The following is a 23594-nucleotide window of genomic DNA, read 5'->3' on the forward strand; positions in this document are numbered from 1 at the left end:
CACGCCCTCTTCGCGAACAAGTTCGCTCCCACAAAAGCCAACGGATAACCTGTAGGAGCGAACTTGTTCGCGAAAGCGTTAATCCTGACGCAAGAAATGCATCGACTGTCACGCCCTCTTCGCGAACAAGTTCGCTCCTACAACAGCCCACGGATCAGCGTGACGCTCACAACGTCCAGATCGATCCGCTGGCCCTGGCGCGCTCGTCGCACAGCTTCAGCACGACACGGCGCTCGTCGTTGCTCATGCGGCTCCAGCGGGTGATCTCGCTCACGGTGCGCTGGCATCCGGTGCAGATATCCTGTTCATCCAGCGCGCAGATGCTGACGCATGGAGAACGGACCGGCTTTTCGACTATGGAATCGGTGCTCATTAATCTTCCTGCTCGGCCAGGTCGCGGGCGTAGCGCTGAGCGTTTTGGACGTAGTGGGCGGCACCGGCTTCCAGCATCTTCTTCTGCACGTCAGTAAGTTCACGTATCACTTTGCCTGGCGACCCCATGACCAGCGAGCCGTCAGGAATGATTTTGCCCTCTGCAATCAGCGAATTGGCGCCGATGATGCAATATTTTCCGATTTTTGCCCCATTGAGAATGACGGCGTTGATACCGATCAGGCTGTAATCGTCAACGCTGCAACCGTGCAGCATGGCGTTGTGCCCGATGGTCACGCCCTTGCCGATGTCCAGCGGCCAGCCCATGTCGGTGTGCATCACCGTGCCGTCTTGCACATTGCTGTTTTCGCCGATGTGGATCAGCTCGTTATCGCCGCGAAGAACGGTGTTGAACCAGACGCTGGCGCCCGCGTCGAGCCTGACGTTGCCGATCAGTACGGCGCTGGGTGCCACCCAGCTCTGCGGGTCGGTCTGAACGCGGGAATTTCCCAGGCGAAATTTCATGCAGATTCCTCAGGCTGGCCGCTTAGGGGTCAGCTCGTTATGGATAACGTGAAAACTGTCTACTTAGCGGATCGAGCGTTCCGGCGGATGATGCAGGCTGATTTTACTGTCGTAGAGCACATTGACCAACTCGACAATCATGATCGCGGTCAGCCCCCAGATCTTGTACTCGCCGTACCGGTAACTGGGCACGTACCAGCTCCGGCCTTCGTAATCGATGCGGTGCGTGTGCTCACGCGTGTCCTGCCGAAAAAACTCCAGAGGTACGCTGAATACTGCAGCAATCTCGCCATCGTTGGGGCGGTACTCGACAAAGTCGGGGATGACACCCACATAAGGCGTGACCTTGATTCCGTGTTTGGAGATCAGCGGGCTGAGCGGGCCGATGATTTCGACCAGTCCGGGCGGCAGGCCAATCTCTTCTTCGGCCTCACGCAACGCCGTGAAAATCAGATCAGGATCACCCGGATCGCGACGGCCGCCCGGAAAAGCCACCTCACCGCCATGAGTCGACAGGCCGCTGGCGCGCAGGGTGAGGATCAGCTCGGGTTGCTCACTGCGGGTGACAGGCACCAAAACAGCTGCTTCGGGAAATCCTCGACCCGTGTCGAGGGTCTCTGGCGTATGACTGACGACGCGGCGAAGTAGCTCATCCAGCATGGGGAATCTCGATCTGTTGCCTGTCTGGCATCATGCACCAAAGCAACGTTGCGCCCAACCCCTTGTAGGACAACTCTCCGCAAACCGAGGCTTGCCGAGCCGCTGCGGGACAGGCCAAGATAGCCACTGCGTTCACTATCGACTGAAACCATGAAATTTTGCAGCCAGTGCGGCAACCCGGTCATTCAGCGTATTCCCGAAGGCGACAGCCGTCTGCGGTACGTCTGCGAACAGTGCCAGACCATTCATTACCAGAACCCGAACATCGTTGCGGGTTGCCTGGTGACGCAGGGTGATAAGGTTCTGCTCTGCCGCCGCGCCATCGAACCGCGCCTGGGCTTCTGGACATTGCCGGCCGGTTTCATGGAGAACGGTGAGACCATTGAACAGGCCGCGCGCCGGGAAACCGTCGAAGAAGCCTGCGCGACATTGACCGAACTGCATCTGTACACATTGATTGACGTTCCTCATATCAACCAGGTGCATGTTTTTTATCGTGCGGAAATGGCGTCCGACGCATTCGCCGCAGGTATCGAGAGCTTGGAAGTGCAGTTATTCGACGAAGCAGACATTCCCTGGGCGGACCTGGCTTTCATGACGGTCAGGCGTACTCTAGAATGCTTCTTCGCGGATCGGCGTCGGCAGACTTACCCGGTTCATACCAGCGCCCTCCCCCCGTCACGTCCGCTGCTGGACACCTGAGCCAGGGTCGCAATCAACATCGGCCTGATGATCGGTAACAAGCGTTATCCATCAAGGAAGCCGTCAGGGAAATCGTAATGCGCTGGTTGCTCGCCTTTTTTTGCATGTCATTCGTACCGCTGTCGCAGGCTGCGTTTACTCAGACCATCGTGCCCAAGGGCAGCGAACAGAAAATCATCAATAACACAGTCATCAACACCGAAAGCATTGCCAGCAAGAAAATCGACAAGGTGCTGGTGCTCAAGTCGGCGCGTCAGTTGCAACTGATCAGCGGCGGTGAGGCCTTGAAAACCTACCGCATCTCTTTGGGTAAAAACCCCAAGGGCACCAAACTTCAGGAAGGCGATCAGCGCACACCGGAGGGTTTTTACTGGCTCGACTGGCGCAAGCCCAGTAACAACTTCAACTTATCGATGCACATTTCCTACCCGAACATCTCTGACGCCGCGCGTGCGCGCAGCCAGGGCGTGAAGCCAGGCAGCATGATCATGATCCACGGTACGCCGGTGGATGAGGAATACCCGGAATGGTATTTCCACACACTGGACTGGACCAACGGCTGTATCGCGATGAAAAACAACGACATGCGCGAGGTCTGGGATCTGGTGAAGGACGGGACAATGATCGAGATTCGACCTTGAATGCGCGGCGTCACGCAAAGTTGTGACGCAGAGCGTCACGAAAGGCATGCCAACATAGCCTTCTCCCGAGCACCTCTCATGCCTCACGCTCCAGCGTGGGAATGCAGTTCTGGACGCTCTGCGTCCAACCCCGAGCGTGCATGTCGCGCAGAGTCAGGCTTCAGAAATCTTCCAGTCGCCACACTTCATAAGCAGGTGTTTCGTAGGGATGGCTCTGCTTGAGCGCCGTCACGGCCTGCTGAATCAGCTCGTCAGCCACGACCAGCTCGACTTTCCATTCCTCCACCGACTCGACCGCGCCATTCTGCCCGATAAATGGCTGGCTGCCATTCAGCGGGCGGAACTGGCCGTGGCCGAGTACCTGCCACGAGCATTGATCGTAAGCGCCGATTCGCCCTGCACCCGCAGCGAATACGGCGCTCTTGACCTCGTCCACATGACTCGGTGGAACAAAGAAAGCGAGCTTGTACACGCGCCTTAGTTAACCCAGGCGCGCGCGTTGCGGAACATGCGCATCCAGGCACCGTCCTCGTTCCAGTCCTCTGGACGCCACGAGTTCTGCACGGCGCGGAACACGCGCTCCGGGTGCGGCATCATGATGGTGACGCGACCGTCAAGGGTGGTCATGCCGCCGATACCGCGAGGCGAGCCGTTCGGGTTGGCCGGGTAGGTTTCAGTGACCTTGCCGTGGTTGTCCACGAAACGCAGCGCCACCGTACCGGAGATATCCGCCTCAAGCAGCGCATCGCCATTGCGGAATTCCGCATGGCCTTCACCGTGAGCGATAGCGATCGGCATACGCGAACCGGCCATGCCTTGCAGGAAGATAGAAGCCGACTCCTGAACCTGCACCATCGCCACACGCGCTTCGAACTGCTCGGAACGGTTACGCACGAAGTGCGGCCAGAACTCGCTGCCCGGAATCAACTCATGCAGATTGGAGAGCATCTGGCAGCCGTTGCACACGCCCAGCGTAAAGCTGTCGGAGCGCTCGAAGAAGCCCTGGAACGCATCGCGTGCGCGGCTGTTGAACAAGGCCGACTTGGCCCAGCCTTCACCGGCACCCAGTACGTCGCCGTAAGAGAAGCCGCCGCAGGCAACCATGCCCTTGAAGTCGTTCAGATCGACACGACCCGCCAGGATGTCACTCATGTGTACGTCGATAGCGTTGAAGCCGGCGCGGTCAAAGGCTGCGGCCATCTCGACCTGCCCGTTGACACCCTGCTCGCGCAGAACGGCCACTTGAGGACGAACACCGGTCTTGATATACGGCGCAGCGATATCTTCGTTGACGTCGAAGCCCAGCTTGACGGTCAAGCCCGGATTGTCTTCTTCCAGCAGCGCGTCGAATTCCTGATCGGCACACTCGGCGTTGTCACGCAGGCGCTGGATCTGGTAGCTGGTCTCGGCCCACTGACGCTGCAACAGACGGCGCTGACCGCTGAACACTGGCTCGCCGTGGAAGCTGATCGACACTTCGTCGTTATTGATCGGCTGCCCGATCACCGCTACGCAATCTGCCAGACCCGCTGCGCTGAACTGGGTCAGCACCAGCGGCGTGGCGTCCTGACGCACCTGGATGACCGCACCCAGTTCTTCGTTGAACAGGATAGCGCCCAGCTCTGAAACGTTATCGGCCAGACCGTCGAGGTGCAGGTTCAGACCGCAGTGGCCGGCAAACGCCATTTCCAGTGTGCTGACCAGCAAACCACCGTCAGAACGGTCGTGATAGGAAAGAATATGGCCATCGGCGTTCAGCCCCTGAATCACGGTGAAGAACGCTTTCAGATCTTCACCGTCATCGACGTCGGGAGCAACGCGACCCAGCTTGCCATGCGTCTGGGCAAGGATGGAGGCGCCCATGCGGTTCTGGCCACGACCCAGGTCGATCAGGATCAGGTCGGTGATGCCTTTGTCCATGCGCAGCTCAGGCGTCAGGGTCTTGCGGATATCGACCACGGGCGCAAAGCCGGTCACGATCAACGACAGCGGCGAGGTCACGCTCTTCTCGGTGCCTTCGTCGCTCCAGCGGGTTTTCATGGACATCGAGTCCTTGCCCACTGGAATGGTGATCCCCAGTTCCGGGCAAAGCTCCATACCGACCGCTTTCACGGTGTCATACAGACGCGCGTCTTCGCCAGGGTGTCCGGCAGCCGACATCCAGTTTGCCGACAGCTTGATGTCGGACAGCTTTTCAATGCGCGAAGCCGCGATATTGGTCAGCGTCTCGCCGATGGCCATACGACCGGAAGCCGGGGCGTCGAGCAGTGCCAGCGGTGTGCGCTCGCCCATTGCCATGGCTTCGCCAGTGTTAACGTCGAAGCTGGTCGCAGTGACGGCGCAGTCAGCCACCGGCACTTGCCACGGGCCGACCATCTGATCGCGGGCTACCAGACCGGTGATGCTGCGGTCGCCAATGGTGATCAGGAAGCTTTTGCTGGCGACGGCCGGGTGACGCAGCACGCGCTGCACACTTTCTTCGATATCCAGCGTGCTCGGGTCGAAATCATCGCCAATCTCGGCTTCACGCTCGACCGAACGGTGCATGCGCGGTGCCTTGCCGAGCAGCACTTCCAGCGGCATGTCCACCGGGCTGTTGCCGAAATGACTGTCGGTCACGGTCAGTTGCGGCTCGGCAGTGGCTTCGCCGACCACGGCAAACGGGCAGCGCTCGCGCTCACAGATGGCCTTGAAACGCTCGAAGTCTTCAACGCCGACCGCGAGCACATAACGTTCCTGGGACTCGTTGCTCCAGATTTCCAGCGGGGCCATGCCCGGCTCGTCGTTGGGTACGTTACGCAATTCGAAACGACCGCCGCGATCACCGTCATTGACCAGTTCAGGGAAGGCGTTTGACAAACCCCCGGCACCGACATCATGGATAAAGCTGATCGGGTTACGGTCGCCCAACTGCCAGCAGCGATCGATCACTTCCTGGCAACGACGCTCCATCTCAGGGTTTTCACGCTGAACGGAAGCAAAATCGAGGTCTGCAGAGCTGGTCCCCGTTGCCATCGAGGAGGCCGCACCGCCGCCCAGGCCGATGAGCATGGCCGGACCACCCAGCACGATCAGCTTGGAACCGACGGTAATCTCGCCCTTCTGAACGTGATCTTCGCGGATATTGCCCATACCACCCGCCAGCATGATCGGCTTGTGGTAACCACGAACTTCATCGCCATGCGGCGTCGTGATGGACTGCTCGAAGGTACGGAAATAACCCGTCAGGGCAGGACGGCCGAACTCATTGTTGAACGCCGCGCCACCCAGCGGGCCTTCGATCATGATGTCCAGCGCGGTCACGATACGCTCGGGCTTGCCGTACGGCACTTCCCAAGGCTGCACGAAACCGGGGATCTGCAGGTTGGACACGGTAAAACCGGTCAGGCCAGCTTTGGGCTTGGCGCCGCGACCGGTTGCACCTTCGTCGCGAATCTCACCGCCGGAGCCGGTCGCTGCGCCCGGAAACGGGGCGATGGCTGTCGGGTGGTTATGGGTCTCGACCTTCATCAGAATATGCACCGGCTCCTGCACCGCGCCGTACTGACGGGTTTCAGGGTCCGGGAAAAAGCGACCGGCGACGTTGCCGACGATCACCGACGCGTTGTCCTTGTAAGCGGACAGTACGCCTTCGCTGTGCATCTGGTAGGTGTTCTTGATCATGCCGAACAGGCTTTTTTCCTGGCTCTGACCGTCGATGTCCCAACTGGCGTTGAAAATCTTGTGACGGCAATGCTCGGAGTTCGCCTGGGCAAACATCATCAGTTCGATGTCGTGAGGGTTGCGCCCCAGGCCATTGAAGCTGGTGATCAGGTAATCGATTTCATCTTCCGCGAGGGCCAGGCCCAGCTCGACGTTGGCCTTTTCCAGTGCGGCACGACCGCCGCCCAGAATATCCACGGCGGTCAGCGGCTTTGGCTGAGCGTGGCTGAACAGACCCGCAGCCTGATCGTGATCGCCCAAGACCAACTGCGTCATGCGGTCGTGCAGACTGTCGGCGATGGCCTGAGCGTCGGCTTCGCTGAACTGACCTTCTACATAGAAGGCAATCCCGCGCTCGATGCGCTGGATTTTGCTCAGGCCGCAATTGCGAGCGATGTCGCTGGCCTTGCTCGACCAGGGAGAAATAGTGCCAAAACGCGGCAACACCAGAAACAGACGGCCGCTCGGTTCCTGAACAGGCACGCTTGGGCCGTATTTCAGGAGACGGTCGAGAACCTGCTGTTCTTCGCGGGTCAGAACGTCGGTGACGTCAGCGAAGTGAGCGAATTCGGCGTACAAGCCACTGACAGCTGAAACTTTTTGTTTCAGTTGTTCTAGTAATTTGCTGTGGCGGAAAGCAGAAAGGGCAGGAGCACCGCGCAGGATCAACATCTTCGGGACAGCCTCGAGAAGGGGGTGTGCTTTGAGGCCGGATATTCTAGCCTAAACCGGGCCTTTGATCACCCAAAACGGCAGCACTCCGTGCGCCCAAATGTCGCTGCACCCAAAAAAAGACGGTAAATACCTGCAAATTGCCTTCGCCTATCAGACGCAAGCGTCACTGTCGAGATATGGCGCCCGGTGCGCTTTGCGTATACTGCACCGATGTTCTTCAGACCAGATTTCCGCCCACGTTGCGCCAAGTGGCTCATCGCAACCGGACTCTTCCTGATGCTCGGCGCCTGCGTGGAGAAACCCACCACACTGGAACGAGTCAAGGAGGACGGTGTTCTGCGCGTGATTACCCGTAACAGCCCGGCGACTTATTTCCAGGATCGCAACGGTGAAACGGGCTTCGAATACGAGCTGGTCAAGCGTTTTGCCGAGGATCTGGGCGTCGAACTGAAGATCGAAACGGCAGACAATCTGGACGATCTGTTCGATCAGATGAACAAACCTGGCGGTCCGGTGCTCGGCGCAGCAGGCCTGATTGACACGCCAAAGCGCAAACAGCAGGCGCGTTTCTCGCATTCGTACCTGGAAGTGACCCCGCAGGTTGTGTATCGCAACGGCCAGTCGCGCCCGACTGACCCCGGCGATCTGGTGGGCAAGCGCATCGTGGTGCTTAAAGGCAGCGCCCACGCAGAACAGCTTGCGGCGCTCAAGGAAAAAAATCCCGCCCTTGAATATGAAGAGTCGGACGCGGTCGAGGTCGTCGATCTCCTGCGCATGGTGGATGAAGGCCAGATTGACCTGACGCTAGTCGACTCCAATGAACTGGCGATGAATCAGGTGTATTTCCCCAACGTGCGGGTCGCTTTCGACCTGGGCGAGGCCCGCCAGCAGCGCTGGGTGGTGGCGCCGGGTGAAGACAACAGCCTGCTCAACGAAATCAACGCCTACCTCGACAAGGTCGAAAAGAACGGCACGCTGCAGCGCCTGAAGGACCGCTACTACGGTCATGTTGATGTACTTGGCTACGTTGGCGCTTACACCTTCGCCCAGCACTTGCAAGAACGTCTGCCCAAGTACGAGAAGCACTTCCAGATATCCGCCAAGAAAGAACAGGTCGACTGGAGGCTGCTGGCCGCTATCGGTTATCAGGAATCGATGTGGCAACCCACGGTGACATCAAAAACCGGTGTGCGCGGCTTGATGATGCTGACTCAGAACACGGCTCAAGCCATGGGCGTGACCAACCGTCTTGATGCGCGACAGAGCATTCAAGGTGGAGCAAAGTATTTTGCCTACGTGAAGGATCAACTGGACGACTCGATTAAAGAGCCGGATCGCACATGGCTGGCTCTCGCTTCCTACAACATTGGCAGCGGTCACCTCGAAGATGCACGCAAATTGGCCCAGAACGAGGGGCTGAATCCTGATAAATGGCTCGACGTTAAAAAAATGCTGCCGCGTCTGGCACAGAAGAAGTGGTACAGCAAAACCCGATACGGCTATGCACGGGGCGGCGAGCCGGTGCATTTCGTTGCAAACATTCGTCGCTATTACGACATTCTGACCTGGGTCACGCAGCCGCAGCTTGAAGGCAGCCAGGTGGCCGATGGCAATCTGCACGTGCCCGGCGTCGACAAGACACAACCCGCCACGCCGCCCGGCCCGGCGCCTGCCAGCAACGACGAAAAGCCGGCGCTCTAGCTGACCGGACCTTTCCCTGCCTCCTTGGCCGCCCGGCGCATTCTGAAAAACTCGCTCAGCATTGCCCCGCACTCCTCGCCCAGCACACCGCCTTCAAACAAGACACGATGATTGAGAAAGCCCTGGCTGAAAAACTGCCCCTGGCTTTGAACGATGCCTGCCTTTGGCTCAAGTGCGCCGTAGACCACACGCGCCACACGTGAATGCACGATCAAACCGGCGCACATGCTGCACGGTTCCAGCGTCACGTAGAGCGTGCTGCCTGGCAGCCGGTAATTGTCCAGCGCCTTTGCCGCATCACGAATCGCGACCATCTCGGCATGGGCGCTGGGGTCGCTGCCGCTGATCGGGCAATTGTAACCACGGCCGATGATCTCACCGTTCTGAACCACCACCGCGCCGACCGGAACTTCGCCCAGCAACGCACCCTGCGCGGCCAGTGCCAGCGCCTCACGCATGAAATATTGGTCATTGCTGCGATCAATGATCTGCGGCTGCCTCATCACGCCACCTCGATGGCGGCCATCAGGCCGGTTTCCATGTGATCGATGACGTGGCAGTGAAACATCCAGACGCCGGGATTATCGGCAACCAGTGCAACCCGCGCCCGTTCGTTACGCCCCAGTAGAAAGGTGTCGGTGAAGTACGGAATGATCTTGCGCCGATTGGACGCAATCACCTTGAAACTCATGCCGTGCAGATGAATCGGATGCTGGTACTGGGTCATGTTCTTCAGCTCGAAAATGTAGCTATTGCCGAGCTTCAGTTTGGCGATGGGGCGATCAGCACAGGTTTTGTCGGTAATGTCCCAGGCTTCACCGTTGATCTGCCACAGGCTGGGCGGCTTGCCATTGCCCGTGTTGACTGACATGGAGCCGACCCACTCGACATTGAAATTGATCTTCTCGGCGTTCTCCAGATCAGGTTCGGCCACCGGATTGGCCGGCAGCTCAGGCGGCCACTGGCCGGGCGCGTCGTTATTGGCGACTGACCGGAACGTCCCCAGACGCACCGGGCCGTTGCGCAATGAAATTTCCTCGCCCGCAGGCGGTGCCTTGATCGCCAGACAGAGGCGCATGCCTGGCCCGAGCCAGTATTCATCACCAAACGGACGCGGCGTGACCGGGTTGCCATCCAGCGCATAAATCTGCGCTTCGGCGTCCGGCAGGTTGAGCCGGTAGGTCACGGTATTGTCCAGATTGAGCAGCCGCACGCGAGTGATCTGCCCGGCTGGCAATTCAATGACGGCCTGAGGAACGCCGTTCAGCGTCGAAAGCCGCCCCGCCGTACCTTCGCGCGCCGCCTCACGCAGCACACTGAACTCGGTGAACGCGCCCTCTTCGTCCACATGCCAGCTTTTCAGGCTGACCGTGCGCTCATGGGCAAAACCGGTCGACTCACGTTCTTCGACAATCAACGGCCCGACCAGCCCGCGCCCCAGCTCTTCGCTGCTGCTGACGTGCGGGTGATACCAGTAGCTGCCAGCATCCGGCACACGGAATTTATAATCGAAATACTCTCCCGGTTTGACCGGCAACTGCGACACGTACGGCACGCCGTCCATCTCCAGCGGCAAGCGGATGCCATGCCAGTGAATGGTCGTCTCGACCGGTAACTGATTGATGAAGCGCAACCGCAGCCACTCACCCTGCCGCACCCGCAACTCAGTGCCCGGCGCAGAACCGCCAAACGCCCAGGCAGGCGTCTTGTGGCCAGAGACCAGCTCTATATCCAGCGGTGCAGCGATCAACACAAAGTCCGACCCCGCCTCCGACTCGCGACGCCCCATCCAGTAACGCGAAGCCCCGCCTGCGCCAAGGCCGACTACGGCAAGACCGGCGATGCCTGTAAGGATCTGACGACGTGTGAAGGACATGAACGGCGGGACCTCTGATACGAAAGCTAGGGCACCTGAGAGCAGATGCGAGGGGCGAGTACGATACACCTGCATTTGAGGAAAGATAAGGGTAGACGGTGCGGACTGAAGTCGAGTCGTGAAAAAGCCGGAAGGGCAGCAATGCCCGCTCCGGCTTTTTGAGTGATGAGACCGTTATGCCTGACTGACTCGTTCAAGCCATGCGATATAAGCAGGGCTGGTATCGGGCGGCAGAGTCGCACTGTAGCGCTCCAACTCGGGCTGCATGTTGAACGCTTTCCATATCAACGGTGCAAAGCGCCATGCCGGGCTGTTCACCTGTTCCAGTTCGCTTAATAATTGCAGGCTGCGTTGTTTGTGCTCGGCCAATATGTCCGACTTGTAATCAAGCGCTTTTCCCAATCCCGAGATGTACATCAGCTTTGCTGTTTCTAGCTCAGGCCACTGGAGCGCCATATTCAGCGGCCATTCGAGCATGGCACGCTCACCCCACATTGGCGATTTGGGCATATGGTCATTCGCGAGCAACGTCAGCATAAAGGACTGGCCCAACTGGGCCAGATAAACCGGCAACACCTCAGCTTCGGGCTGCCGGTAAAACACGTCCAGTGGTTGCTCACGCTTAAGTCCGATTCCGGCAAGCAAGCGCTGTTGGGTGTCGAGCACCAGAGCACCCAGTTCAGCCTTGACTGCACTGCCGCTTTCGGTGTTTTGCTTTGTACGGGTGGTGCAATTCCAGAGGCTCATTGAAATCCGCCACAGGGCCGCCTCGCCTTCACCGGAACAACCCAGCTCACCGGTAACGAAATACTTCATGACGGGGGGCACTATATCGAACAGCGCATTGCCGTCGGCCTCACATCCCGATAGCACAGGCCCGCCGCCCTCAATCACCTGAACATAGCAAGTGGCTGCGTAGTCATTCCAGTAATGTATCGACTCAGCCAGATAAAGAGGAATGGCACGCGTGAAGCGTCCCACGTCATCTTCTCGCTGCGATTCAGCTGATTCTTGCGTTTCCATGATTTTTGAAAAAGCAAAGAAACCCACTTCTGGAGCCCCTTCCGGCTTCTGCGTAAAAAACCAGTCGGGATTGCGCAAACCGTAGTGCCAGACAGGCTTGGTCAGTGCCATTGTATTGATCGTCATAGTGTCAGGATCAATCGGAATGCCTTTGTCTTCCTGCCTGCGCATTTCATCAAACGCGTGCGCAAATTGGTCAAGGTGACCTTTGATCGGTGCAAAGCCGAGTGCGTACAGGCGACTCAGCAATGCCTCGCCTTCATCCACCCTGCCAAGCTCCTGATAGGCACGCAACAGATTGAGACCTGCCGTCGAATCATGTTTGTGCTCGTCGTAAGCAGGCCCTACAAGCTCAACGATCAGTGGGATGTGGCCATTGTTACCCAAATCACCCGAGATCATTTGCAGCGCGCTGCGGTCGAACTGACCTCCCGCCAACACCTCCTCATACAGCACGCGCGCCTGTTCAACGTTCTGATGCTGCAGATAATGACGTGCCATCCACAATTGCGAACGCCAGCTACCAGGCAATGCCATGACAGTGCGGAGTGCAGTGAGGTAGCCCGCCTCGCCACTTCGCTCTTGCTGAATGCTCAGCCACCACATCACGCCATTCTCTTGATTCGGATCGGCTTCGACCGCCTGCCAGAGCGTTGACTCTGCGGCTGATTGATCACCACGTTCGGCGAACACTTTGGCCAGGTTGGTCAGCAGAATCCCGGACACACCTACTTTCGCCATTCCGGTGCGCAAGGCAGTTTCAGCAGCATCGAGCTGGCCGTTATGCATCAGCACAATGCCGTGGGCAACGTAACTACGCTCAGGGTTATCGTCGATCTCTATCAGTCGTTCGGCTGCAGGAATCAAATCAGCCGCAAAACCATCATTCAGACCCGACGCAATCAGGTTGTAAAGCTCGTCGGGGCTGCTCCACTGCTGCTTCAGATTGGGCAGGAATACTGTGTCGCGCCACTCACTCCGGGCAATCTTCAACTCACGTCCGTGGCTGTCATAGACGGTGATCAACTCGCCCTCATGGGACTTAGACGACGTGGCATCAGAATGCCGAGCGGATGTATCTGCGGGAGCTTGAGTTTTTTTACCGCTGAGAGCAGACAGAATGCGTTTGAACATAAATGAGTCGCCAAGGTGTCAGGTTAAATGGCGCCGGCAACCCTGAGAGTGAGGTCTGTCAGCAGTTTCACAGTTCTCTTAAAAGCGGTAGTACCCGACTATGCCAGCTGCCGCCGCAAGGCCGGATGCCTACAATAGCTTGTATCGACCCCGCGTGACCGAGGCAGGAATCTGAAATCAATTGCCTGTTTGACGCCAGGGGCGATCTTCAACCCGACGCGTCTCTACGACCTTCATCCGCAGCGGCAGGCGTCCACTGAGCCAGGAACGCCACGACCCTTTGCTCTATGTAGCTCTCAACGGTTCTCAGCCGAAGCAAGGGGATGCCGCATTTGCTCAAAATGCTGTTTTTCACAGCGTCTCTCTCGGCTTGTATCGGATCATCGTGGTAGCCGCCGTCAACTTCAATGACGCCCAGCGGACTTTTCCCCACCTTGAAATAGAGTACAAAATCACAGCTGGCCGCGTTGTTCATGAACTCCAGCTCTCGCGCCGTGAAGTCGGCACGGGCTACAGACACAAGTTGTTTGAGCAGGACCTCGCGATGAAACATGATGCCTTGATGGGTTTCCTGATCCAGCGCCTCACGAAGTATCTGCGCCACAATCCGTTCGGACTTGACTGAGATGTCTTCAGGGTCGAGCCTCTGGTCCAGACGCTCCAGTGATTGGTCGAACTCTTTGTAGAGCAGATCGAACGCGGAGATAACCGGCGCACGATGAATTTGCCCGTCGTCTGCGTAATACTCCATGTAGCGGATAAGTGCAGCGATGTGCCCATTGCTCGTTTTGAAGACGTTGTCGCCCGTGACCAGCGTGAACCTGCTCTTGGCCCTCGAAACGGCCACATTGACCATGCGCGCATCGTCTACAAAGCTCAGCCGTTTCGGGCTTTTGTGTTTGTCCAGAACGGTAGAAAAAACGATTTCGTCGCACTCTCGGCCCTGAAACTTATGCACGGTGTCTTTAACGAAATCTGTCGGCAAACACGAACTGGACAGTACCGCCTGATTCTTGAACGGCGCAATGAACCCTCTGCCATCCTCGCCCTCCCAGAGGCTTTCTCCATTGGCCTCAAGCACCGCCAATAGTGAGTCCAGCTCTCTCAGGTTGGAATTGTTGCGCGTATGATTTCCCTTGGCGGTCACCAACAGCGTCAGTGCCTGCTCGCCGCTGTCCTGCGTCATCGGAACCAGCTGATTGTCATAGAACTGTTGATTGCAGAACTGAATGATCCGCGGATGGCATCGGTAATGCTCTTTGAGCAATGTCATCGGGATTGAATCTCCGAATACACTGATGCACGAATCCAGCAAGCTGTACTTCTCGCAGTCATACCAGGGCGCAGGCGCATCCAGGCCCAGTTTTTCCGGAATATGGGCAAGCTGCTTTCGATCACCCACGATAATAAGGTTCTTCGCGCAACTCAGCGCCAGCACACCGGGAACGATGTCCTGCTGCGAGGCCTCATCGATGATGACATAGTCCAGCACCGCCTTGCCCCCCAGGGAATTGACGATCGAATGCGTACTGCTGCCGATGACCGGGAAGCGCTTCAGAAATGCATCGAGCCGATTTTTGTAATCGGTATCGAAGGTATCATCATCAGAAAGGTGACGCTGCAAGTGGCGTTTCAGGTGGTGCATCGAAGAGGATGTCAGCTCTTCCAGCAGTGCCTTGAAATGACCGACCCGCAAGGTTTCCTTATGGACAGCCAGTTCCGACCTTTTCTTCTGCAGAACGGCGTCGTAATAATGAAGCTGCAAGTTATAAAAGGCCGACATGCGCTTCTCCCGGTCTTTCAACGGCCGGGTGCGCACTATTCTGAAATTGAACAGCAACTCGATCCGGTCCTTGAGCCTGATCCGATCACCAGGAATCCGCGGCAGGTAGGCCATTAAGTCCGTCGTCTTGCGTGGCGACAACATGTACCTGTCTTGAACAGGCACTACTCCGTTGTCCTGTTGCCATTCAAGGAGGTAGCGCCGTTCTATGTCCAGTTCGTTAATTTCGATTTGCAACTGAGCCACTGCATTTTGGGCGCCCAGATAGCGTTTGAGTTGCTGCAGAACGCTCTGGATATTTTCGATGGAAGGCGCAGGCTCAGGGTCTGCTACAGGCCGGGAAGGCAAGTCGGCAAAGAAAGCATTCTGGTTTTTCTGGCTACCCAACCTGGCAACAAGATAGTCCAGCCCGCACTTGCCCAGCTTTTCATAGACATTATCGACTGCGGGATTGTTGTTGGACACCACTGCCACGGTTTTCCCCTGCAAGAGGATATTGGCAATGATGTTCAAGATAGTTTGTGTCTTGCCCGTCCCGGGAGGCCCTTCGATAACGCTTATTTGCGAACTGAAAGCCTGCTCCACCGCCGTGAGCTGACTTTCGTTAAGCCCGAACGGAAAGATAAATTTCCCCGGCGACTCCAGCCGTCCCTGCTGTTTTTTGCAGTAGGCATGCAGCGCCGTGGCCGGAGACAACGAAAGGGTCGCCATCTGACGCGCAACATTTTTGGCAATGCCCTTTTTGTCTTCATCGGGCGCATTGCTGACCCGAGCGTCGGCCACCGAACGGAAATAGTTGAATGCAGGCTCATTGGTGATCGTCGTTGGAGAAACGAGCTCGATCTTGTCCATCCTGAACAAGTATTTTTTTAGGCTTTTTGGATACTGAACGAGCGCGTATTTTTCGCCATAGACCTCCACCTTCTCGACGGGACTGAGCACAGCGCTTCCTTTCTTCAGAAGAAGCATGTCCTTTAGTTCGCGGGTAGGCACAATCGTGCAGTCTTCAAGCAGGCTGGCGTCAGACGGTTGAGAGGCGTAATGGCACGTCAGCGTGAATTCGTTTTGGTCATTCTTTTTTATCACCCAGTCGCTGACCCGCCGGGGCGTGTCCTCGCCGCACACATAGATAGAAACCATAAATCCCTTAAACAGGCTTGATGAAGGCCTGTGTGCATCCGTGCCTTAAAAATCCGAACCGTGTGATTCGGTGCGTGGGGGCCATGTTCGCATTTGTCATTGGTTGAGGCCAGCGTGGAATGATACGGCAAATTGACCATTTTATGAGCGACTCTTTCTAATGCAAAAAAGTACTTTTGAATGAGGTTATGCCAAATCAGTGATCCACGAAATATCCAAGCCACTTTAACGCGCGGACAGTCGATACGCGCGCTTGAGGTGGGTGGACCCGTTATTTCTATCTTGATCTTGGCGCCCGCAATCAGATCTCTAATAGGGTCATCACCACGCCTAAAGGCAAATAATTGGACTCGAGCTTGGGCACTTTGCTTTCCGAACCCGCTAGAAAAAGCTGTCCCTCATCTCATCCCACGAACGAGACATTCTATTTCGTACACGCCATTCATCGACTGCGTTATCTGTTCGTCCAGCGAAAGGCTGCTCAAATTGTGCAGATAACGCGACATCCAAAAATTCACTCACAGGCAAAATCCAACACTTAGAATCGGCAAATGGCAAAACCTTGCCCAAATAGTAGCCATACGCTACCCTCGACATTTCATTATGATGGGCATCGCCCACTTCCCCCGTGAACCCTTTACGTCTAAGGAATGACATGACCACTGCAAAAATCTCAGGACTTATTAACGGCAACAAGCTCTATCAGGAAAGGGCGCGAATGGCACTCCCGATTCTGATTCGTCAAGCCGAGGCAAGAAAGACTCTACATTACTCCGACCTGGCGCAAGAATTGGGCATGCCTAATCCACGCAACCTGAACTTTGTTCTCGGGAGTATCGGTCAAACGCTTGAACAGCTTTCAAAAGAATGGAATACAAAAATCCCCCCTCTTCAAGCGTTGGTAGTCAATAAAAACAGCGGCCTCCCCGGAGAAGGCATTGGTTGGTTTTTAGTGAAAGAAGAAGAATTCTCTACACTGCCTAATCATAAAAAAAAGACGATTATCGACGCCGAGCTTAGCCATGTTTTCGCTTTTCCGCATTGGGACAGGGTCCTTCATGCTTTAGGTCTCGAGCCCGTCGAAGGCGATTTTTCGCACACCATTGAGCTGGCGTCTCAAATGCGTGGCGGTGGCGAAAGTGATCGCCATAAAGCATTGAAGGATTTCGTGGCACGCCATCCTGCCTCAATTGGCTTACCTTCAAATACACCGTGCGGGCTGATGGAGGAGCGACTCCCATCTGGTGACAGTCTCGATGTATCATTTTCGACCCAATCCTCATGGATAGCCGCCGAAGTCAAGTCTGCTCTCTCTTCGGCAGCTGACATCACCCGAGGTCTGTTCCAATGCGTAAAATATCGAGCTGTTATGGAAGCAGTATTGCTTGCGCGGTCGCAGGTAAAAGACGTTCGTGCCCTACTGGTAGTAGAGTCCGGATTCCCTAAACATCTACTGCCATTGAAAAACCTTCTTGGCATTGAAGTAGTCGACTTTGTCCAGCCTGAAAAAACCTCATAGAACGCCTCATCACAAGAAGAGTGAACGCGCTCAACTTTAATATCGTCCCCGCGGAAGTCTACCTCTCCAATCGGCTACTTTTGTTTTGAGATAACGCAGCGGGGTATCGGTCAGTGCCCCTTATTCTAAAGATACACTCAATGAGACTCCCCAATAATCTGTTTATGAATGTTATCTATTGCCTGATCGTCATGCTCTCCACCATTCAAAACTACATGACCACCTGAAAGATGGACAGAGCCGTGTGGCAGCCCGCTTCCGCTCTCACTCGATTCAACATGAAAATACCCATGCTTTGCGTCCTTCACACCGTTATAATCAGATGAAAGCTTATCGATTACACTCTGCTTGTTATTTGACATCTTTAAGGCCTCTTTAAAACTTGCCGCATCTGCTTTATGTTCAAAAAAGTAGTCACTGTGCGCGCCAGCATTGGCTTTTGCAAGCGGGCCGCTCCGGTGCTGCTGCCTGAGACGCCCACTTCTAGCATGATCTTCCGTGTTGAAATATAAGGTGGGCAGCCTGCCTTCTGCCTGTGTCGAAAATTTGTGATTGGCCTGACTAAATAATTTATTCTGGTCATTTTCATTACTTGCCCTTGCCTTCTCAACCACGGCGGCTTCAAGCGCCTCCAGAAACTTCCCTTTTTTAAAGCTATGAAGTGTGGGGGATGCCTCCCAATTAGTAAGAATTGCCAGTCCTGCTGGAGAAAAATCATATGCTTTTAACATAGCGTCAAAGTTCATTCCCCCTTCAATCACCACACGTTGAACAACAGTGGGTCCTGACGCCTCGCTGGATAACAAACTATTCTGTGCAGATCCAGACTTCTGCTGTAACGCTTGATGTCCCATCACATCCGCCTCCCTCTCCAGCCCCGCATCATCATTCACATTCGCCCCGCCCTTCATCTGCACCGTAGGCCTCACTCGGCCCTGAGCCTGTTGCACCACGTGCCAGGCTTCGTGCGGCAAATGTTTTTCCTGCCCGGGGGCCAGGTGGATGTCGCTGCCTTGGGCATAGGCGTGGGCGTGCAGTTGAGCGGGTTTGTCGGAGTTGTAGTGGACTTTGACGTGGTCCATGCTCATGCCTGACAGGGACTCGATGCCCGACTTGAGCGTGTCGGGCATGCCGGTGCGGTTGGGAGTCGGGGCGGCTTTGGCCTGGACGGGGGATGGGCGATTGTCCTGTAGCACCGCAGCGCTCTGACGCTGATGGACGGCGTCGGCTTTGGTGGTGTCGGACTGTTTCTTGCGCTGCGGGGTAAATTCGCTCATCGGGTCTGGCTCCTGCCCACTTGAAGGGTCTTGTTGTCCTTGCGAAATTCGCGCTTGATCCCTTCGATCAAGTCGTTGCGGCCGACTGTTCGGCTGTCACGGCCGATGGCATTCAGCGCGCAGTAACGCAGGACGTTGATGATTGCGCCGCCGGCCAGTTCATGGTCCTGAGCCAGTTGCGGCAGGTCGACGTCTGGTTGCAGTTCGCACACACCGTCGAACGCGTTTTTCCATAATTGCAGGCGCTGCGCCGCAGACGGCATGCTGAAATGGATCATCGACTGGAAGCGCCGGGTAAAGGCTTCATCCATATTGGCCTTGAGGTTGGTTGCCAGAATCACCGTGCCGGGAAAGTCTTCGATCCGTTGCAACAAATAACCGGTCTGCTGGTTGGCATGCCGGTCGTTGGAGGACGCGGCAGCCGTGCGCTTGCCGAACAGCGCGTCGGCCTCGTCAAAAAACAGAATCCAGTCTTTGTAACTGGCCACGTCGAACACTTTGCCAAGGTTCTTTTCGGTTTCACCAATGTATTTCGAAACCACCATCGACAGGTCAACGCGGTACACCTCACGCCCGCTGGACTTGCCCAACAAGGCGGCAGTCAGGGTTTTCCCGGTGCCGGGCGGGCCGTGGAATACCGTTCGGTAACCCGGTTTTACCTTGCGGGCCAGCCCCCAATCCTGCATCAGCGTCTGGCCATGTGTCAGCCAGGCACGGACTTCTTCAACTTGGGCCATCACGCTGTAGTCGAGCACCAGATCACGCCAGTCGAGCGGCGTGCCAATCGGGCTGGCGGGAAAGGCCGGGCTCAGTTCCGGGCGCACCTGTTCGCCGGTCAACAGGTAGTGCAGCCACTGATCCGAGAGCGTGAGCATCGCCGCCAGTTGAGGCAGCGTCTCATCGCGACGCTCGAGCGTGACCAGCTGTTCTGCGGCGAAGCGATGTTGCGGTGCAAGTACCCGCATGGCTTCCAGCCGTCTGGCTGGATGGTTGGCGCTGAGCAGAAATACCAGCGTCTGGCCGGTGGGTAGAAAACCACCGACGGCTCGCTCGGTGCAGCCACCGAACTCACTGAAACCGCGACCGGTGCGGCCATTGACGCCAAACAGGGTGTCCAGCGCCTCAGGTCGCAAATGCGGCGCCATCGCGAGGGCCAGGGTCAGTCGTTCATGGGTATCAAGCTTCCAGTCGGCAACCTGCCGGGCATAGATGCTCTGCTCCGGGTCCAGCCGTGGCGCAGGAATGTCTTCGCCCATCGCCTCATGGCCGTCCTGTTTCAGGTAGCACGCTACGGTTTGCTCGATCACAGCGCTCAGCCAGTCCAGCTCTTGATCAAGGGCGTGCAGATTCTGTTGACGGTCGGCCATTGCACCTCTCCATGGGCTACGCAGTGAGTCGCTCGATGTCGTCGAGTGACAGGTCCGCCCAGGCAAAAAAACCGATGCTGGTCGTAAGGTTCAGTTCGTTGCTTTTGATCAGGTTGAGCAGTGACGTATTCAGCCAGTTGGCTATTTCGCCGGGGCGCAGGTCAGCCGCGTTTTCCAGAAGCTGTTTAAGGTAGTGGTCATGCATGGCATCGCTGATCACCAGTTTCCTGGCCTTGAAAAAATAGGCAGCCCGGCCTTCGGATTGCTCGAAATCCACGCTGCCCTGCCGTTGCTGCACGCGGGCGGAGGCATGCCCGAGTAATGCGTGGTGGTCGCTGCTGCCTGAAGACGCCGAAATATCGAGGCGCCCACCTGCCTGTCCGGCCACGGCCAGCCCCCAATCGCTGGCCCTGGCAACGCCGGTCACCACATAGACGTCGGTGAAACCATAGTGCAACTGGGTCAGTTTCAGCGTCACCTCGTCACGAATCTGGCTCCAGTTGGTCATCAACAAGGCACTGACCTCAGCGGCACTGAACAGGTAACCGCCTGCCTCGGAGAATTCCAGCACCTGCTTGGTGAAGGCCCTGCGCTCGCCCTCGTCATCCTCGGCCCACAGGGTTTCGGAAAAGGTCTGTTGCACATCACGACTCAACTTCCAGTCGACCGGGTCGAGGACAACCGGCTGGCTGACGCCGACACGTTCGATCAGGTGCGCGTCCGCAATGTTGAGCAAGGGTTGAAACCGTCCCTGACGCAATTGGCAGGCGTCCCCCACGGCCAGACGGTGGGCCAGTGGGTGCATCGGCAACCAGCCGGTTTTCAGGTAGCAGTCTTGAAAAAAGCGTTTTCTGGACATGTTGAATTTCCCTGGCAGTCTGGCCGATGGGCAACGTTGCCAACCGGCCACGTTGCCTGATGAACCTAGGCCGCGTAAGCCGCTGCCGTGGCGGCCCTGAGCCCGGCCTGAAAGGAACTCAACTGCATGTTGGCCAATGCCAGTCGGGTCTGGGCGAAAACCAGTTGATCGGCAACGTTCTGGTTATTGGCCAGCGTGTTGTTGTAAGTATCAACCGAGTTTTCGTAGGCACTTTGCAGCAACACCAGCAAGCCATCACCGTTGCTGCCCAGGTCCAGAGCGGCCAGGTTGCCGCCGTTGTCGGACGATGGGCGTCCGCTGGCATCCATGCGCTGTAACAGCTTTTCCGCCTGATCGTTGGCCAGACCGATGACGCCGTTGGACTCCAGCAAGGTCGATTCGGCGACGTAGCAGCTTTGAAGGGCCGTCAGCGTCAGCGCCACCGCATTGTTGGCGTCCCGGGTCGCATTGGTCATGAAAACAATCAACGTGTCCGGCAAGAACGCATTCAAGGCTTTCTGTTTGTTGACCAGTTGCGTGACCTTGTTGATGACCTCGACGGAAAAAATCAGCTTGCCGATCAGGCTCGACATTTTCTCCGACACCCGCGCGGCCCCCGCGCTCGCTCGGTCGCCCTGCTTACGAGCCATATCAAAATTGCTGGCCAGGCTTCTCACTCCCGATACCGTGTCGCGGACCAGGTTGTAGTTGACCAGCGCAGTGGCTTTGTTGGCAGTCGCCTGGGTCAGGCTGTCGGCAAACAGGCCGGATTTGGCCTGCAGCGAATCCACGATGGCCTGGTGTTCTGCAACACGGTTTTGCGCCCGCTGCACCTGATCTGTCAGATGCTTGATGTCTACTTTCTTCTTGCCCGCAATTCCATACGCCAAATGTTCGTTAACCATTTCACAAGCTCCTTGTATGAGAAGAATCAGTCAGCAGACGGATTGCCGAGGTGGGGAAAAGTAACCAGATCAAGCGTGTCTGAAAGAACGCTGATATAGGCATCGCTGTGATCGTTTTGGGCGCTGTCGACCTGCGTCAGAATGTACGGCTTGTAAGCGGTTTTCAGTTTCAGCGGGTTGCCGAAGTTGTCAGTGGTCGTCGCAGTGATGGGAACGGTGTAATGACGGAGCGCGCCCTCACTGACCGACACGATGGCCGGGCTGGACTCGTCATCACCCGCAGCAGCCTCGGCGGCTTTTTTCTTGCCCGGCTTTGCTGTGGTGACCAGATGGGCACGTTCGCAATTGGCCGGGGCAATTTGCTGCGCGATGTCGAGATTGAAATAGATGGGTGCCTTTCGGTACTCGGCACTGGCGAGCAGGTTCAGCTTATGAAGATGGCCGTGTTCCACCAGAATGCAGTACGACGCCAGGCCGACGGGTTCGGGCTTGAGCCCTGCCAGATTGAAGTTCAACAGAAACAGCACTCCGTCGGTTGCGGGCGTCAGTGCTTCACCTTCTGACGGCTGGGCCAGTGGCAGTGTGGTCGCCGGCGTGAACGGCAGACTCGGCGAGGACAACACGTCAGAGAAGTCACCGATGTAACGTCGATACTTCATGGACAGCTCAATGTACAGGTAAGCGACATAGGCGGTGCCCGGCAGCACTTTTTCGCCGAACACATCCTTTTTCAGATCCACAGAGGAATGCCTGCCCCCGTTGGCTTTCACTTCTCTGAACTGATCATCCGCTCTGCTGGCAAACAGCTGCTGTGCCTGATCGACAGTGAAGGTAGCGCTCTGATCCTGAGACACCAGCGCCAGGTAGTACACAGGATCGGCAGAGGGAATCACGATTTCGCTGGCAGGCCTGGCATTGAATGTCGGCACCAGCGCAGGCAAGCCCTGAAACGCCACGCCGATTTCCTGACTGCCATACACGCGGACATCCAGACCCATGTTGAGCTGGTTGTTGGTGCGTCGATAAGCTTCGTCGCTGGCCTTGACCTGACTGTCGATGTCACGCACCGCGCCTTCCGCCTGACGCTCCAGTTGCACGGCCTGAACCGCCGCCGCATTACTGGCACTGGCCTGAGCAGAAGCGGTATCAAAGACGGCTTGTGTGGTCTTGAGCAAACCGTCGATCTTGCCTTTGACCTCTGTGGTTTGCTGCAACAGCGCCTGAGTGACGATTTCCGACGTATTGCTGGACGCCTCCATCGCCAGCAGCGAGATTTCACGGGCATCGTTGGCGGTTTCATTGATGAAATCGTTGGCTTGCAGAACCTGCCTGTAGATTTCGCTCTCATACGCCGATGCAATGGCGTTGTTCAACGCAGAACCGATACCGGCCGCCAATGCCGAAATAGCATTGGCGGCAATGTTCACGTTTGAAGCGGCTGTTGCCATATTGGTGTTGCTGGCTGCCACATCGGTATTGGCCAGGGTCGCCGACAGGTACAGATTATCGATAATGTTTTCGTCGAGCAGACTTTGATCATTGATGGCACGACTCAGCTTTTGCAGCTCGATCATCTCCCGTGCCGCATCCTGTCGGGTGATCTGCGCTTCCTGAGCGTAGTAGAGCGAATAATCCTTTGCGATCTGCTCGGACTTCAACCGGGTCTGCTCAGTTGATAATGCCGCCAGGGTCGTGTTGACCGTGGCTTGCAGGTTCTCGTTATAAGTATTCAT

General features: G+C 56.8%; 17 protein-coding genes and 1 pseudogene. 4 read left to right on the forward strand and 14 right to left on the reverse strand.

Annotated elements, in window-relative coordinates; all coding sequences use genetic code 11:
• Positions 1-166: 166 nt before the first annotated feature.
• From BW686_RS12760 to BW686_RS12770, 3 genes are all read right to left on the reverse strand, one after another.
• Complete coding sequence (locus BW686_RS12760; RefSeq protein WP_084917170.1) at positions 167-373, reverse strand: DUF1289 domain-containing protein; 207 nt, start codon at positions 371-373, stop codon at positions 167-169.
• Positions 373-897, reverse strand: coding sequence for a gamma carbonic anhydrase family protein (locus tag BW686_RS12765; protein ID WP_084917173.1), 525 nt, complete (start codon positions 895-897; stop codon positions 373-375). Before BW686_RS12765 ends, BW686_RS12760 begins: the two co-directional genes overlap by 1 nt.
• Positions 898-960: 63 nt before the next feature.
• The gene (locus BW686_RS12770; RefSeq protein ID WP_084917176.1) at positions 961-1557 is read right to left on the reverse strand and encodes a CoA pyrophosphatase; all 597 of its coding nucleotides are present in this window, start codon (positions 1555-1557) and stop codon (positions 961-963) included.
• A 150-nt stretch (positions 1558-1707) separates the two neighbouring features.
• Here BW686_RS12770 and BW686_RS12775 point away from each other — a divergent pair, with 150 nt between their 5' ends.
• Both BW686_RS12775 and BW686_RS12780 read left to right on the forward strand, forming a co-directional pair.
• Positions 1708-2259 (forward strand): NUDIX hydrolase, encoded by a 552-nt coding sequence (locus BW686_RS12775; protein ID WP_084917179.1) that lies wholly within the window; start codon positions 1708-1710, stop codon positions 2257-2259.
• A 221-nt stretch (positions 2260-2480) separates the two neighbouring features.
• A pseudogene (locus tag BW686_RS12780) lies at positions 2481-2900 on the forward strand (L,D-transpeptidase family protein); the annotation flags it as partial.
• Between the two features lie 160 nt (positions 2901-3060).
• Here the strand turns inward: BW686_RS12780 and BW686_RS12785 are convergent.
• Both BW686_RS12785 and purL read right to left on the reverse strand, forming a co-directional pair.
• The gene (locus BW686_RS12785) at positions 3061-3372 is read right to left on the reverse strand and encodes a Nif3-like dinuclear metal center hexameric protein (RefSeq protein ID WP_084917184.1); all 312 of its coding nucleotides are present in this window, start codon (positions 3370-3372) and stop codon (positions 3061-3063) included.
• Positions 3373-3377: 5 nt separating this feature from the next.
• Positions 3378-7274: a phosphoribosylformylglycinamidine synthase gene (gene purL / locus BW686_RS12790; protein WP_084917186.1), complete on the reverse strand. Its 3897-nt coding sequence runs from the start codon at positions 7272-7274 to the stop codon at positions 3378-3380.
• A 213-nt stretch (positions 7275-7487) separates the two neighbouring features.
• Between purL and mltF the strand changes: the two genes are divergently transcribed.
• A complete protein-coding gene (mltF, locus tag BW686_RS12795; RefSeq protein ID WP_084917188.1) occupies positions 7488-8978 on the forward strand; it encodes a membrane-bound lytic murein transglycosylase MltF in 1491 nt (496 codons plus the stop codon).
• Here mltF and tadA read toward each other — a convergent pair.
• From tadA to BW686_RS12815, 4 genes are all read right to left on the reverse strand, one after another.
• Complete coding sequence (gene tadA, locus BW686_RS12800) at positions 8975-9481, reverse strand: tRNA adenosine(34) deaminase TadA (protein ID WP_084917190.1); 507 nt, start codon at positions 9479-9481, stop codon at positions 8975-8977. The two genes, mltF and tadA, sit on opposite strands and share 4 nt — an antisense overlap.
• Positions 9481-10854 (reverse strand): multicopper oxidase family protein, encoded by a 1374-nt coding sequence (locus BW686_RS12805; RefSeq protein WP_084917192.1) that lies wholly within the window; start codon positions 10852-10854, stop codon positions 9481-9483. The genes tadA and BW686_RS12805 overlap by 1 nt, the downstream gene beginning before the upstream one ends.
• Positions 10855-11028: 174 nt before the next feature.
• Positions 11029-13011 (reverse strand): tetratricopeptide repeat protein, encoded by a 1983-nt coding sequence (locus tag BW686_RS12810; RefSeq protein WP_084917194.1) that lies wholly within the window; start codon positions 13009-13011, stop codon positions 11029-11031.
• Positions 13012-13219: 208 nt separating this feature from the next.
• A complete protein-coding gene (locus BW686_RS12815) occupies positions 13220-15934 on the reverse strand; it encodes an AAA domain-containing protein (RefSeq protein ID WP_179149260.1) in 2715 nt (904 codons plus the stop codon).
• A 655-nt stretch (positions 15935-16589) separates the two neighbouring features.
• Between BW686_RS12815 and BW686_RS12820 the strand changes: the two genes are divergently transcribed.
• A complete protein-coding gene (locus BW686_RS12820) occupies positions 16590-17453 on the forward strand; it encodes a hypothetical protein (protein ID WP_084917197.1) in 864 nt (287 codons plus the stop codon).
• A 137-nt stretch (positions 17454-17590) separates the two neighbouring features.
• On the opposite strand, the gene BW686_RS12825 is transcribed toward BW686_RS12820, so the two are convergent.
• From BW686_RS12825 to BW686_RS12845, 5 genes are all read right to left on the reverse strand, one after another.
• Complete coding sequence (locus tag BW686_RS12825; RefSeq protein WP_084917199.1) at positions 17591-18730, reverse strand: eCIS core domain-containing protein; 1140 nt, start codon at positions 18728-18730, stop codon at positions 17591-17593.
• Positions 18727-20097, reverse strand: coding sequence for an ATP-binding protein (locus BW686_RS12830; protein WP_084917202.1), 1371 nt, complete (start codon positions 20095-20097; stop codon positions 18727-18729). The genes BW686_RS12825 and BW686_RS12830 overlap by 4 nt, the downstream gene beginning before the upstream one ends.
• A gap of 16 nt (positions 20098-20113) precedes the next feature.
• The gene (locus BW686_RS12835) at positions 20114-20956 is read right to left on the reverse strand and encodes a hypothetical protein (RefSeq protein ID WP_084917204.1); all 843 of its coding nucleotides are present in this window, start codon (positions 20954-20956) and stop codon (positions 20114-20116) included.
• Positions 20957-21021: 65 nt separating this feature from the next.
• Positions 21022-21861 (reverse strand): hypothetical protein, encoded by an 840-nt coding sequence (locus tag BW686_RS12840; protein WP_084917207.1) that lies wholly within the window; start codon positions 21859-21861, stop codon positions 21022-21024.
• Between the two features lie 26 nt (positions 21862-21887).
• A complete protein-coding gene (locus BW686_RS12845; RefSeq protein WP_084917210.1) occupies positions 21888-23594 on the reverse strand; it encodes a hypothetical protein in 1707 nt (568 codons plus the stop codon).

The sequence above is a fragment of the Pseudomonas syringae genome, from assembly GCF_002157375.1.
GTDB lineage: Bacteria > Pseudomonadota > Gammaproteobacteria > Pseudomonadales > Pseudomonadaceae > Aquipseudomonas > Aquipseudomonas syringae_T.